We start from the raw sequence: 13,958 nt of genomic DNA, 5'->3' as shown, positions 1-13,958 counted from the left end.
TTAGCTTATAGATGCACGACTCGTACACCCCAACGATGTATTTAGTTCTTTTTGATTTCTATATGGAGGTTGAATTCGTCAAACTCAACATTTGTTCCATTGTTCTCTGCAAGTGTAATGTCATTAGCGAGAACCTGTGCTTTAATCAGTTCGCCGAATGACTCTACAGCTGCTGCTGCCTCTGCTTGTGGCTCAATAATGACAGAGATGCGGTCGGTAATCTCAAGACCAGTCTCCTTACGGAGGTTCTGGATACGATTGATTAACTCACGTGCCATACCCTCACGACGGAGTTCTTCTGTCAGTTCAACTTCAAGTGCAACGGTCAAGTTACCCTCGTTGCTTACCAACCAGCCTGGGATATCTTCTGAGATGATTTCAACATCTGCAGCCTCTACCTTGATTGGCTGACCTTCTAACTCGAAGTTGAATTCGCCTGCAGCTTCCAATGCAGCAATCTCTTCCTGTGAAAGAGCATCCATTTGGGCTGCAACCTGCTTCATTAGCTTACCGAACTTCTTACCCATGACACGGAAGTTACACTTCACTTTCTTAACAAGGATGCCCTGACCCTCAACGAAAGTAAGGTCTTTAACGTTCACCTCGTGCTTGATAAGGTCTGCTACAGCTTCGATGTGTTTCTTCTGAGTTGCATCGATAGCAGGAACCATAATCTGTGCCAATGGCTGACGAACCTTAATATTCACCTTACGACGCAGCGCGAGAACCATTGATGTGATGCGCTGTGCCATATCCATGCGTGCCTCAAGGTCTGCATCAATAACAGACTCGTCTGCTACTGGCCAGCGATCCAAGTGGATGCTTTCTGATTTACCACCTAAGTCTGAATGGAGTTGGTCAGCATAGAATGGAGCAAATGGAGCCAAGAGACGTGCAACGGTCATCAAACAAGTGTACAATGTGTCGTATGCACTCTTCTTGTCAGCACTCATTTCTTTACCCCAGAAACGTTTACGGTTCAGACGAACGTACCAGTTACTAAGGTCGTTGTTCACAAATGAGTCGATAAGGCGACCTGCACGTGTTGGGTCGAAATCCTCTAACTCAGCAGTTACACCCTTGATGAGTGAGTTAAGTTTAGAGATAATCCAACGGTCAATCTCTGGTGCCTCAGCTTTCACCGCCTCACATGTCGTAGCATCATAGCCATCAACATTTGCATAAAGAGCAAAGAAACTATACGTATTATATAAGGTACCGAAGAACTTACGGCGACACTCGTCAACACCTTCTGGGTCGAACTTCAAGTTATCCCATGGTTCGCTGTTCGTCATCATATAGAAACGTACAGGGTCAGCACCATACTTATTCATCATCTCAAATGGGTTGGTAACGTTACCCACGTGCTTACTCATCTTGTTACCCTTTGCATCGAGCACAAGACCTGTTGAAATCACGTTCTTAAAGGCAACTGAGTCAAACACCATTGTTGCTATTGCATGGAGTGTGAAGAACCAACCACGAGTCTGGTCAACACCCTCGTTAATGAAGTCTGCTGGGAAGAATGCTGGTGGAACAGCTATACCCTCATAGCATGAGTGTACCAACTGGTCACGATATTCAGCCTCAGTCTTACCCGTAGCCTTCAAGCCTTCAGCATTAATCTCACCCTCAAATGGATAATGGAGCTGCGCATATGGCATAGAACCACTATCGAACCAAACGTCAATGAGGTCTGATTCGCGATGCATTGGCTTTCCTTCATCATTTACGAGGACGATATCGTCAACGTATGGACGGTGAAGATCAATCTTATCATAGTTCTCTTGGCTGAAATCACCAACAACGAAGCCCGCCTCTTTCAGTGGATTCTTCTCCATAATACCCGCAGCAACAGACTTTTCAATCTCGTTGTAAAGTTCCTCTACAGAACCAATACACTTCTCGCCACGGTTTTCATCACGCCAGATAGGCAATGGAGTTCCCCAGAAACGAGAACGGCTGAGGTTCCAGTCATTCAAGTTCTCAAGCCAGTTGCCAAATCGACCAGTACCAGTTGATTCTGGTTGCCAACGGATAGTCTTGTTTAACTCTACCATGCGTTCCTTCTTAGCAGTGTCCTTGATAAACCAGCTATCGAGAGGGTAGTAGAGGATAGGCTTGTCTGTACGCCAGCAGTGAGGATAGTTGTGTACGTGCTTCTGAATATTGAAAGCTGTACCTTCCTGCTTCATCTCCATACAGATAATGATGTTCAGGTCTTCTTTCTTCTCTGAAGCCTTCTTATCCCATACGCCATCAGGGTTGAAACGTGGGTCGTATGAGTTCTTTACATAGTCGCCTGCGTGGTGACCATATGCTTTCTCATTTACACAAGCCTTAACGAAGTTCTGGTCTAACTCGTCGATAGTAAAGTATTTACCCTGCAAGTCAACCATTGGACGAGTCTGTCCCTTCTTTGAAATCAGATAAAGTGCTGGGATATTTGCATCCTTTGCCACCTTAGCATCGTCCGCACCGAAGGTAGGAGCAATGTGTACAATACCAGTACCATCATCTGTTGTGACGTAATCACCAAGGATGATACGGAAAGCCTCGCTCTCCATCTCCACAAACTTATCACGACCATCTTCGCTTGTAAACACCTTCTCAGGGTGAGCTGCAGCATAGTCGTTCACAAACTTTGGTGCAAAGTCACCTGTCTGCTCAACAGGCTTTACCCAAGGCATCAACTGCTGATAGTGTAAGCCTTCAAGTTCTGTACCCATCACACGACCTACGATACGATAAGGAACATACTTGTCACCACGATCGTAGGCTGGTAATTCGCCACCATCGGTAATCTCACCTTCTGACTTCAGATAGGCAGCTACACGACTTGCAGCCATAACGAGTGTCAACTTCTCGGCATCGTATGGGTTATAGGTCTCAACAATAACGTATTCAATCTTTGGACCAACACAAAGTGCAACGTTTGAAGGCAATGTCCAAGGGGTTGTTGTCCATGCAACAAAGCAAGGCTTACCCCATGTCTCCTTAGGTAAATTAGCCTTTTCTGCCAATGCTTTCCAGTCTTCTGTAGGGATAGCAAACTGTGCTGTGACGGTAGTGTCCTTTACATCACGATAGCAACCAGGCTGGTTCAACTCATGACTTGACAAACCTGTACCTGCACCTGGTGAATAAGGCTGAATGGTATAGCCCTTATACAGCAAACCCTTGTTATAGAGTTGCTTGAGAAGCCACCACAGTGTCTCAATATATTTATTATCGTAAGTAATGTATGGATGCTCCATATCAACAAAATAGCCCATCTCCTCTGTCAACTGCTTCCATTCAGCAGTAAACTTCATTACATTCTCACGACACTTATGATTGTATTCCTCTGTTGAGATATATTTGTCTGATGCGTGATTGTCGATATCTTTCTTTGTGATACCCAACTCTTTTTCTACACCCAACTCTACAGGCAATCCATGAGTATCCCAACCCGCCTTGCGATGCACTTGGAAACCTTGCATAGTCTTGTAGCGGTTGAAAGTATCCTTAATTGCGCGTGCCAATACGTGGTGAATACCAGGATGTCCATTAGCTGATGGAGGTCCCTCGAAGAAGATGAACTGTGGTTCGCCCTTACGCTCATCAATACTCTTGAGGAAGATATCTTTCTTCTCCCACTCTTTCAATACTTCCTGATTTGTGCTAACAAGGTCAAGTCCCTTGTGCTCGGCGAATTTCTTTGCCATACTATCTAATTGTTTTGCTTATTTTCTAAATACCTGCAAAGATACAAATAACAACTGAAACTACCAAACTTTTTATTATATGAAAGACAATGCACTTTCTTTCATGCAAAGTATCAGCTTGAATTACATTTCTTGTGTCCTAATGTGTCTATTGCTATACAAGGTGTGTTTTGTCGTTTTGGGGCGTATAGTGTAATGATACTAATAATAGGTATGGCTTGTCATCTTTACCGTTTATATGTATGCTAAGCCCTCACAGAGACCATGTTAGCCCTCTTTGAAATAATAGATGAATTCGATTAGGTGTAAGATAATATCTTCTCTCTATTGCACTTCCTTGGGCGAGAACTTTATTGTTGGTCCTTAGCTAAGATACTGTTAACAAGGAGATAGACTCTGGTACCCATGGTCTGTGGCCATCTATCATCTGGTTTGATGTCCAGTTTGCTTGCTCTTGCGATTGCATTTTCAATATTAGGGAGTAGAGTTGCGGCCTCGTATTTCGATTCACGATAGCTTCCCATGAGCGAACGAAGTTTCTTCTTGGTCCAAGTGTCACCATTCCGGCTTGTCTTCTTGTTCTCTGACAGATCATTCCAGTCTTCTTCTGAATAGCGTTCCACATCCTCAAGGTGCAGAATTAGCCATAGTTCAAAACAAGGGTTACTGACACAGAAATTAAAAAATCTGTTCTGAGAGCATTTCATAGCAACCTCAGACAGCATTTTCTCCGTCCACTTGTCTCTATCAACAACAGCCCATAACTGATCGTCCTCATCAATATCATATTCTGTAACAAAGCCTTGTATCTGTCGATATACCTCTTCTGGACTGGACTCATTCGTACCTCTACGCAATACCTCTACATGTACACCAGGGGCATGCATAGAGGCTTTCATCTCTTCAAAGTAGATGTTTTCAGTATCCTTACCCTCTGCAGCAATGACTACCAGGCGGCCTGATTTGATACCTTCCTGACGTTCAAAACTCTTGCGTTTTCTCATTGTTTACCACTTTAGACTATTAATAGGTGCAAAGAAGGGGATAGCCCCATACCGACCTTGTAGGTATCCCTTACGAACATCCTCCCTTGGTTTGTACTCTGCAAGGGAGGTGAAATGAGAGGCTCCAACAGCATCTTTCTCAACAAACCACACCTCGTCAGCACGAATCAAGTCTAAGTTTAGCAGGTTTGATTCGTGTGTAGAGAAGATGAGTTGGGTGTCTTTGTCAGCTGTGAGGTGACTGAAGTAATATTCAAGAATCTTCTGTGAAAGCATCGGGTGCATACTTCTGTCAATCTCATCAATCAGATAGACCGTCTCATTCAGACGCAGGTCAATGAGCATAGGGATGAAGTCCATGATCCTTATAGACCCATCAGACTCCTCGTTCATCTCAAATGCTATCTCTCTATTATCTTCACCATTATGGATGGTATTCTGCTTATAGATAGACATAGTTCCGTCTTTTTCAGACTCAAAGAAATAGATGGCTGAATTAGAGGGAGAGGCGACTACAATCCCTTTACCAGGTTCTGCTTCTGCAAGAATGTCTGTCACAAGTTCCTTGGGTAGCTCTAAGTTCTCCTTAGCCACCCTTACTCGTCGTATATCAACAATGCCCGTATTGAAATAGTTAAGGAGTGATTTTGTGGCAATAGCAAACTGTTTGTCTTTTTCCACACGGATAGACAGGCCTTCAAACCTTGTCTTTGGGAAGATAATCTTTAGGTTTTCTTTCATCCAACGATAGACCTCAGTGATGGCGTTAAGGCCTTTGCCATTTCGTTTGATATATTCTGAAAGAAAACTATCGTTCTTAGGAGTACTCATGCTGATGAACTTCACAAGCTGTTTCTCTTCTTCGCTCGCAGTGAAGGAACCAAAGGTAAAATCATTGCTATCAGCAGATACCTTACGTGTAAATACTTCCATGTCTGAACGACTGTTGGTTTCAAACAGCCACTCTTCGGCAATTCCCTTGACAGAGAACTCTACTCCGTAAGCATAATATTTCTTGCCCACCTTAAATTCCATCTCAACCTTTGAAGGTCTATTCCCTAACGTAGCAAGTTTGAAAGGTTCTACTTCATTCTTAGGGACGCTTTCCAGCGCAATTTTCTGTAGTATATCAACAGCCTTGATGATGTTACTCTTGCCCGAAGCATTGGCCCCGTAGATGATACCCGCTTTGAGTACAGAGATGTCGTCACGCTTTTCTGCGCGGCAAACCTGTTCAGAGTGTTTATCACTTTTACCTGCAACGAAACTGATTTGAGTTTCTTCTTTGAATGAGAGTAGGTTCTCGACGGTTATTCTTAATATCATGTAATGACGTATTTGTGCTTGTTTACGTTGCAAATATACGTAAAATACTTAATATCTCCAAATGTTATGTCGAATATCTACAATAATCTTGTAAATAACAGAAGCATCTTCTTTGTGTAGTGTTACCGATTATCTTTATCTTGTCGGATGTTTATCTCGTTAGTTCGCAGTATTAGGGTGTGTTTTCAAACGCTATGTACGAATGCTTTAAGGAGTAAGATGTAAGGGCCTTCCAATATATCGAATTATTGCTGTCCGGTAAAAATAAACTGAAAGCTCTGTATATCTTTATTCATCAGTGTTGCAGCCGTTTTACTTATCCAAGGGCTTGGTTTTCAGTTTCAAATTGTAAGCATTATAAAATGTGCTTATATTGATAAGGAAAGACCTATAATAACCAGATAAATTAATGAAATCATAAGTTTAAGTCTATTTTATCTAACACAGATAACCCCAAAAAGTTTTATCGGACACCAATATTTTTTTATGAACTTATCTTGACTTCTGTTTCTTCTTCACTTTTTTCATCAGAATAACAATGAAGTCGTCTTGACTTTTCTACTTTGTTAAAATCAAGCGGAATTCTTATCTTTGTCTTTACTAAAGAAGGCCTTAAATTCCTCTCATGTACAAAGTACTGGACAGAGATGCAATAAAAATAGCAAGAAACAATCGGATTGATAGGAAAAAAGTTTTTGAAAAGTAAATAATAAAAAGAGGATGTGCCGTCATTATTGGCACATCCTCTTTTACATTCTAGCCTATACACCGCTAGGCTACTCTCTTTTCAGGAAGAGACTGGGAAAGGGGTTATCCAGATACAGGGCCACCGCCGCCTTCTTTCTTTCCTTTCTCTTTCTTCTCTTCCTTTTCTTCGCCTTTCCACTCTTCCCAGTCAATGTCCACATCCGACAAACCGCGCGTAGAAACACGACCCTTGCCAGCACCACGATAGCGTGTTTCAGGGAGAAAACGAACGCGAACGCCCTTGATAAGGTTAGCCGTAACCTCCTTTTCAGTGTCAACACCGTTCTTGTTAGTAATCGCCGTAAAATAGAACGAACCTACACCGTCAAGTTTTACCGACCGCCCCTGTGCCATGAAGTCGCCCATCACACTGCCTAACGCCGTCAACACCGCACGCACGTCAGCCGGACTTACTGTCGACTCCGCAGCAATACGTTTCGCAACCTGCTCCGTCGTTGCAGCCGTTACAACCAGAACGGATTTAGGATACCATTTACCGTTCACTTTCATCTTAATTTTCTTATAAAATGCCATGGTTAAAAGATTTTAATCCGAGAACCGAAGTGTTAACATTAACGAAATGTACTTTCGTGGCTGACAAAATGTACTTTTGTGCCCCACGAAATATACTTTCGTGCCCCACAGAATATACTTCCGTCATGAAAACATATTTCAGTTCTCGGCTAGTTAATAATTATTATCTACAGACACTCATCATCTATAGATGTATCATGGTTTTATTTCTATTTTTATCCAGTTAGTCTTTTTCATCACTCTTTTTCAAACAAAAAGTACTTGTTTAGAGAGTGCGTGAAGAGCGTTCTCTTTTTACTCAAATAAGTTTTGTCCTATGAACCCAAACTTACGCCCATAATAATAAACATCGAAACTATTATTAGTAAAGCGTATGAGCCCAGCTTCAGTATTATACAATGGATTGCCACTGGAAGACCAATAGTCACCTTCAACACCAAGATCCTTTAGCTTTCCATCATAAAGATAACCTAGTGTAGGCAGAAAAAAGAACTGGTTTATCTCAGAGTCAGAAAGAGGAGTGTGAGAAGGAGGATTACTTAAGAATAAGCTACTAACCGTACGATAATCCGTTACTCCATCAGGACCTACTACAGAAGAGAATCCACTGATAAAAGCTTTTTTCTTAATCCATATACCGCTTTTATATAAATGTCCCATCGTTGTCCACAGTCTTCCGTCATCCCAATGAGGTTCTCCCTTTAGAGTATACCATACCAGCTCATTAAGATTAGGGAGAGAAGCACAGAAAAAACTAGCATCTAGACGTGATCCTCCGCTAGCTTCATTCTTATAACGAGGATCGGTATTGTTCTGTGGATAGAAGGTTGAACTCTGATCTTTAAGTGTTGGCTGCCAAAGTGGATTTTTGTGTGTCCATTCATAGCCATCCCAGTACTGCTTTTTCGCATCCCACATACAGTAATGATTACCATCATAATTGGGCACATCGAGATTGGCAGTCATGTCATAGTAGGTATTCTTTGCATAATTGAAAGCACTCAGGGTCTTCGTAATAGCTCCCTCCACGTTGGTCACAATATCCTTCACCCAGTAACGCACTTTTAAAATATGAGTTCCTGGCTTTATCACCATGTAAGCACCGTTGGTTGCTACACTAGCAGAGGTATTTGTCAAAGGGAAACCATTAGTGTAAGCACCGCTACCGATAGTATTAAGGGTAATCTGCTTGCCACTGCCTGTACCTGTCAACTCACCTGTAGTTGGGTCAAGTGTGTAGGTGTGAGTGATGTCATTGTCAGAGGTAACTTCTATCTTTGTTAGATAGCAGTCGTTAAGAACTGTATTACCTGTATAAGGCTGAAAGACAAGAATGGCTGCCTGGTGATCAAGTGCAAAAGCAAACGAGCCGTTCGGCTGCTTAGAAGCATCGGCCGTTCCACAGTCACCTGACTCACCGAAATGATCGGTGTTATTTGGTTCTGCTTGACTTTGGGCAGCAGAGATAGTTACTTGATCTTGATTACCATTCTTGCCAGGATAATAAACCTTGTAGGTTGTATGGTTCTTGAACTTGCCTGGTACCTTAAACTTAAAGGATGCTTCCTTACTTGCTGGGGCATTGTTACTCTGCTGCCAAGTACCGTCATCATCTTTCACCCAAATCTTGTCGCCGGCCTCCCAATAGAAAGCACCAGTACTATAATCCATCGTGGTACGGGTCTTTGCCTCGTCACCCGCAACAAAGGTAGTAAGATTCTTGTCATTCTCATTGTTTGTGCCTGTTGTGCCCTGTGCTACGTCTTCATTGGCACATGAAGCAAACGCTAACGCTAGCCCGCAGAAAGCTGCAAATGATAACAGGCGTGTCTTAAACGAATTCTTTTTCATTGTCTGTTTCTTCTTTTTTGATTCTGTTTTCTTTTCTGTTAATAACTCTCTTGCTTAATCTTCCCATGCAGAAGAAGTACCCTTGCTGCTCTCTTCTAAATCCTCCCATTCAGCTACAGCTTTAGCACTTGATGGACCGGTGCCGTGATGTCCAGGATTGTGCTGGCTGGGGAAAGAGGTAGCCATAAGACTAGTTTCTTCACTCATCTTTGCTATCTGGCACTGTGGCACGAGATAGACTTTTCTTTCTTTTGTTTTCATCATCTTTTTGATTTGATTAAAATAGTTGTTATTTACTCTCTATGTGGCTTTGTTGCTCACCTTTTATTATATACATCCTGATAAGCTCATTATCTATTCCTCTTAACAGCCTGCCCTCTCCCCCTCTACAGACAGACAGCATGTTACTGCTGCCTGCCCGAGAAATCAACGAGAGAAAACAAACTATTATCAGAGAATTACAATTATCTTTTGTGATAAAATCAGTGCTTAAAACGTTCTTATTTTGCTTTCTTAATAGCTCGCAAATGGACACAAAAAAGCGAACAAAGGAAACTCCGTGAAGTCCTTTGTTTACAAGCGTTACGACACGCTTCGCGCGCGCGTAGGATGGAAGAAAAAAAGTGTGATTAAACGCTAGTAGCGCCTGTGTGTGTGTGTGTGTGTGTGTGTGTGTGTGTGTGTGTGTGTTAGCAAAATATCTGAGACTACCAAATATAAAGCACTAAAAAAGGCAAAGAAACTAATATTTCTTTGCTGTGCTGAATTGGTCTGATATGTCATTACTAATTTGTTCACGGGCGCAAAGGTAAGACTTCTTTTTAGAACTGACAAGGAAATCTTAAAGAAATATATAAATTAGGGAGGTTGAGTTTCATTTATTCATAATTCAACCGTTACTCGCATGAGTGTTGCGACCTACAGCTATAGGGAATTTAGTTCAGTTCCTCTTTCTCGTTCATTGTCTCAAGGCAGTGAGGACAGATACCTTTATAGTAAAGCTGTGTGTCATCAATTCTAAAACCCTTGCCAATTTCGCCAGTATAGCGTGGCATTTCCATTGCCTCAAAGTCATAAACCTTCTCACAACGCTTGCAGAAGAAGTGTGCATGTGGCTCGGTAATACCGTCGTAGCATACGCGATGATCATCAATAGTAATCATTGATGCTGCTCCGTGCTCTGATAACATTCTCAATGTGTTATAAACAGTTGTACGGCTCACCGTAGGAAGTTTTTTCTTCAATGCAAGAAAGACCTCTTCCACTGTTGGGTGGGTGTGGTGAGTAGCGAGATACTTCATGATTGCTACACGCTGTACAGATGGGCGAATACCTAATGCTATTAATTTGTTATATACTGAATCCACTGTTGTCTACCTTTTTATCAATTTATACTAAATATAACTCCACTAATCATAATAAATCACCCGACTTAATGCGAATGATTGATAGAATATCACTGCAAAGGTACGAATTTTGTGAAAAACTGACAAATATTATATTGGAAAAACTACAGATATTGTTGAAGTAGACGGGTGGACAAGTAGACGAGTGAACGAGTTGCTTGTGAGAAAGACAGGGTAACATAGTAGTTTGATAAGAGAACGGTTTGCTCAGAGAAAGACACAGTAACAGAGGAACGAGGAGGAGTAATAACATAACAAGTAACTTATCTACTTCTTAATTTGTATGCAATAAAGAGTATTCTTATGTTACTTTGTCGTCTTTACAAGTAATTTATTCACTTGTTAACTTGTATGCATTAAATGTGTTCTTATGTTACTTTGTCTTCTTTATAGGTAACTTGTTCCTTTGTCATCTTTTCACTTGTGTGCTTTGTTGGAACAGATAAAAGTATTACTTTTGTATTTGATAAATGTTTAATGTGTATACATAAAGATTATTTAGGATGAAGGAAGTTAGTTACAAAGATTTAAAGTTCAATCCGTTCAACCTTTTAGGAAAGGAATGGATGTTGTTATCTGCTGGTAATGAGCAGGATGGGTGTAACACGATGACAATCAGTTGGGGACATATTGGCTGTATGTGGGGCCATAACGACCCAACAGTTGTTGCCTATATACGTGCCAGTCGCTATACAAAGACCTTTGTAGATAAGGAAGATTACTTTACGCTTTGCGTGATGGATGCCTCTTTTAAGAAGCAAATGGCTTATCTTGGTTCTGTTTCTGGACGTGATGAGAATAAGATAGAGAAAGCTGGATTGACAAAGGTTTTTGCTGATAATAGTGTTTATTTTAAGGAGGCTAAGTTAGTTCTTGTTTGTAAGAAAGAGTATGCTGCAGACCTAAAGGAAAGTGGTTTTATTGATAAGGAGGTTTTTGAACAGGCTTATCCTAATGGCGACCTTCATACGATGTATGTTGGTAAGATTGAAAAAATACTCGTTCGTGACGATGAGTATCTTGGTTAGTAAACAAGTGAACAAGTAGACAAGTTTACCAGTTGCTTGTAATAAAAGATGAATTGTAAGAGGCAAAAGGTTTATAAGGGAATGAAAATAGGGTATATCTTTATCATTCTATTGCTTCTTGTAGCCTGCAAACCTTATGATGATTATAAGGAAAGGGGGCATTGGAAGCAACTGGAAGAGAATGAACGTATAGGTTTTTATTGGCGGCATAATGATAAAATCTATGCCGCCTTAGGCGATTCTGCCGTCCTTATCAAGTATGTTAAGCCTATGGAAGATGTCGATATAGCGACCTTCTATGTGAATAAAGAAACTACCAATGGGATGGAGAATTATGCTAAGGATAAGAAGAATGTTTATTATCCTTTGCTTGTAATATGCGTTGATGCTAATACCTATGGTTATGAGTATACTACAGAGCCTATTGTCAAGGGTGCCTTTCCCTCTTCTTTCAGGTATGTCGGAGATGGGAAAGGAACAGATGGGTATACGATGTATAGATATGGTAGGCGAGAAGACAAGTGAAGGAGTAGACAAGTTAACCAATTGCTTGTAATAAAAGATGGTGTATCATGGTAATGGACATAGTAACAAAGGTAACGTGATAATTTAATAAGTAACTTGTTCACGTCCTTTGTTATTATGTCTTTTTTTATCTTTTACACAAGCAACTGGTTCACCTATCTACTTGTTTACTTTGTTATTTTGTCTTTTTTATACAGTAAACTTGTTCACTTCTTCATTATTCTGTCCTTAATAGGATAGGTGTTGAGGCTCCGCACATGTGGTGCTAAGGCTTCGCACGAGTGGTGCTAACCAACAGCACAAGGCGTGCGGAGCAACAATACCGCTGTAGAAGATGGGATATAAGCTGATTGATAGACGAGTTTAAGAGTAGGAAAGTTGCTTGTTAAATTCTCATTTCCTTTTTTCTATCTTTCTCACAAGCAACTCGTCTACTTGTCCACTTGTCAACTCGTCCACTTACTTAATATCATCGTATGCGCGAATAGCCTGAAGGAAACGTGCATTGACATCTTCGAAAGTATAAAGACCGTCAGTATTCTGATTGAGACCCTTCAACTTTAAGGAGAATACTTGTGGAGCATGCTGCAGGTCGAGTAGGAACATCTGCTTAAGTTGGTCTGTACTCTGATAAACAAGGTTTACGGCTATATAAGCTTTACCAGCAGCGTCGACCCACTTCTCTAAGACAAGTTTTGAACCGATAGGAGTCTTCTTCTCGATAGAGTTAGGAAGTGAATATTCCTCAACGCCAAGGGCAGCATCAACACTTGCAATGTTTGAGTCGTGACCACAGAGGAATGTAAACTTACGGTCTTTGTCGTTCAGTTCGTCATACATATACTGTAAAAGTGGGTGAGCCACGTTAACAGCAACAATCGGAGCAGTGAAAAGTACGTCGCCATACACGTCTTTTACCTTAGCAATCTTAGTCCAATCCTCAGTTGTGAGTTTATGACCAAAGGCAGCTTTCATGCCATCTGGCTCCTCATAATACTGGAGGATAAAGGCGTCAGAAGCAGAGTTAGCATTCTTCAACGAACCCTTCATTCCTGGCTCTTGGTTGAGTTCAAGCGTAATTTGTGTATCGTTATTAACGAAGTCTTTTATTTCTCCTTTCTTATAATACTCACTTTGCTTCATGTCTAAGACCTTAGCAATGAGGTCGTAGCTCTCCTTCAGACCTTTGTTGATACCAACGAGTCCTTCCTTACCACCCATAGCATTGATTTGCTTCATAGCCTCAGTACGGAAAGCCTCAGTACTTTTTGTAAGACGAGGGAAGAAGATTGGGTCCATCTTAGATGGCACATAGCGGTGGTTCACACGTAGGTTAGCCACTGGCATGAAGCCACCAGAGAAGTATTGTGCAGTAGCGATACAACGCTGCATAGAGTTGGCATAGACATTTACTTCGTCAATTGTTGGAACATAGTTATCCTTAAACAATCCCGTTTCGATAGTCCATTTGCGGAAGAACTGTCCCATCTCGGTCTCAAGTACACCACCTCTGAGTGTCAGTTCGCTGGCTGCAGATGACCAATTTGTCCACTCGTGTGGAGTCATCTTGCTCAGTGCAGAACCATTGGTTGATAGTGGTGAGCGGATGTTATGACGAGAGAGGATAACAACTTCCTTTAGTTTGTATTTTCCTTTGAACGCCTCAGAACGCTGAAGCTGTGCCTGTGCTAATGCTGGACAAATGATTGTCAGTATTAAAAGGAGTAAGAGTGAATTAAGTTTTCTCATTGTAGTAAGAGTTTGATTAATTCATAATTTATAATTCACAATTCATAATTATGATTACCATTGTTTGCTATAAAGATAGGT

At 41.3% G+C, this 13,958-nt stretch carries 10 protein-coding genes; 2 read left to right on the top strand and 8 right to left on the bottom strand.

Features of this window, described 5'->3' with window-relative positions; translation table 11 throughout:
- Positions 1-41: 41 nt before the first annotated feature.
- From ileS to J4861_RS05025, 7 genes are all read right to left on the bottom strand, one after another.
- Entirely contained in the window at positions 42-3,707 is a 3,666-nt protein-coding gene (ileS, locus tag J4861_RS05055; RefSeq protein ID WP_211816057.1) for an isoleucine--tRNA ligase, read from the bottom strand.
- 350 nt (positions 3,708-4,057) lie between these two features.
- Positions 4,058-4,711, bottom strand: coding sequence for an RloB family protein (locus tag J4861_RS05050; RefSeq protein ID WP_211816056.1), 654 nt, complete (start codon positions 4,709-4,711; stop codon positions 4,058-4,060).
- Positions 4,712-4,714: 3 nt separating this feature from the next.
- The gene (locus J4861_RS05045) at positions 4,715-6,037 is read right to left on the bottom strand and encodes an AAA family ATPase (protein ID WP_211816055.1); all 1,323 of its coding nucleotides are present in this window, start codon (positions 6,035-6,037) and stop codon (positions 4,715-4,717) included.
- 810 nt (positions 6,038-6,847) lie between these two features.
- Positions 6,848-7,318: an HU family DNA-binding protein gene (locus tag J4861_RS05040; protein WP_211816053.1), complete on the bottom strand. Its 471-nt coding sequence runs from the start codon at positions 7,316-7,318 to the stop codon at positions 6,848-6,850.
- 294 nt (positions 7,319-7,612) lie between these two features.
- The gene (locus J4861_RS05035; protein ID WP_211816051.1) at positions 7,613-9,169 is read right to left on the bottom strand and encodes a hypothetical protein; all 1,557 of its coding nucleotides are present in this window, start codon (positions 9,167-9,169) and stop codon (positions 7,613-7,615) included.
- A 54-nt stretch (positions 9,170-9,223) separates the two neighbouring features.
- Positions 9,224-9,433 (bottom strand): hypothetical protein, encoded by a 210-nt coding sequence (locus J4861_RS05030; protein WP_211816050.1) that lies wholly within the window; start codon positions 9,431-9,433, stop codon positions 9,224-9,226.
- A 671-nt stretch (positions 9,434-10,104) separates the two neighbouring features.
- Positions 10,105-10,536, bottom strand: a complete 432-nt coding sequence (locus tag J4861_RS05025; RefSeq protein WP_211816048.1) for a Fur family transcriptional regulator — start codon at positions 10,534-10,536, stop codon at positions 10,105-10,107.
- Positions 10,537-11,078: 542 nt separating this feature from the next.
- Between J4861_RS05025 and J4861_RS05020 the strand changes: the two genes are divergently transcribed.
- Positions 11,079-11,603 carry a flavin reductase family protein gene (locus tag J4861_RS05020; RefSeq protein ID WP_120175206.1) on the top strand — a complete coding sequence of 175 codons (525 nt, stop codon included), beginning with the start codon at positions 11,079-11,081 and terminating at the stop codon, positions 11,601-11,603.
- 81 nt (positions 11,604-11,684) lie between these two features.
- The gene (locus J4861_RS05015; RefSeq protein ID WP_211816046.1) at positions 11,685-12,128 is read left to right on the top strand and encodes a hypothetical protein; all 444 of its coding nucleotides are present in this window, start codon (positions 11,685-11,687) and stop codon (positions 12,126-12,128) included.
- A 459-nt stretch (positions 12,129-12,587) separates the two neighbouring features.
- On the opposite strand, the gene J4861_RS05010 is transcribed toward J4861_RS05015, so the two are convergent.
- Positions 12,588-13,877, bottom strand: a complete 1,290-nt coding sequence (locus tag J4861_RS05010; protein ID WP_211816045.1) for a histidine-type phosphatase — start codon at positions 13,875-13,877, stop codon at positions 12,588-12,590.
- Positions 13,878-13,958 lie beyond the last annotated feature (81 nt).

It is taken from the genome of Prevotella melaninogenica, assembly GCF_018127925.1.
GTDB classification, from domain to species: Bacteria; Bacteroidota; Bacteroidia; order Bacteroidales; family Bacteroidaceae; genus Prevotella; species Prevotella melaninogenica_C.
This window is presented reverse-complemented; position numbering and strand designations above follow the sequence as displayed.

Bases quoted from the DNA above. Each gene is read 5' to 3' on its own strand.
- J4861_RS05050 (WP_211816056.1), bottom strand. From the start codon at position 4,711: ATGAGAAAACGCAAGAGTTTTGAACGTCAGGAAGGTATCAAATCAGGC.
- J4861_RS05030 (WP_211816050.1), bottom strand. From the start codon at position 9,433: ATGATGAAAACAAAAGAAAGAAAAGTCTATCTCGTGCCACAGTGCCAG.
- J4861_RS05015 (WP_211816046.1), top strand. From the start codon at position 11,685: ATGAAAATAGGGTATATCTTTATCATTCTATTGCTTCTTGTAGCCTGC.
- J4861_RS05020 (WP_120175206.1), top strand. From the start codon at position 11,079: ATGAAGGAAGTTAGTTACAAAGATTTAAAGTTCAATCCGTTCAACCTT.
- J4861_RS05040 (WP_211816053.1), bottom strand. From the start codon at position 7,318: ATGGCATTTTATAAGAAAATTAAGATGAAAGTGAACGGTAAATGGTAT.
- J4861_RS05035 (WP_211816051.1), bottom strand. From the start codon at position 9,169: ATGAAAAAGAATTCGTTTAAGACACGCCTGTTATCATTTGCAGCTTTC.
- J4861_RS05045 (WP_211816055.1), bottom strand. From the start codon at position 6,037: ATGATATTAAGAATAACCGTCGAGAACCTACTCTCATTCAAAGAAGAA.
- ileS (WP_211816057.1), bottom strand. From the start codon at position 3,707: ATGGCAAAGAAATTCGCCGAGCACAAGGGACTTGACCTTGTTAGCACA.
- J4861_RS05010 (WP_211816045.1), bottom strand. From the start codon at position 13,877: ATGAGAAAACTTAATTCACTCTTACTCCTTTTAATACTGACAATCATT.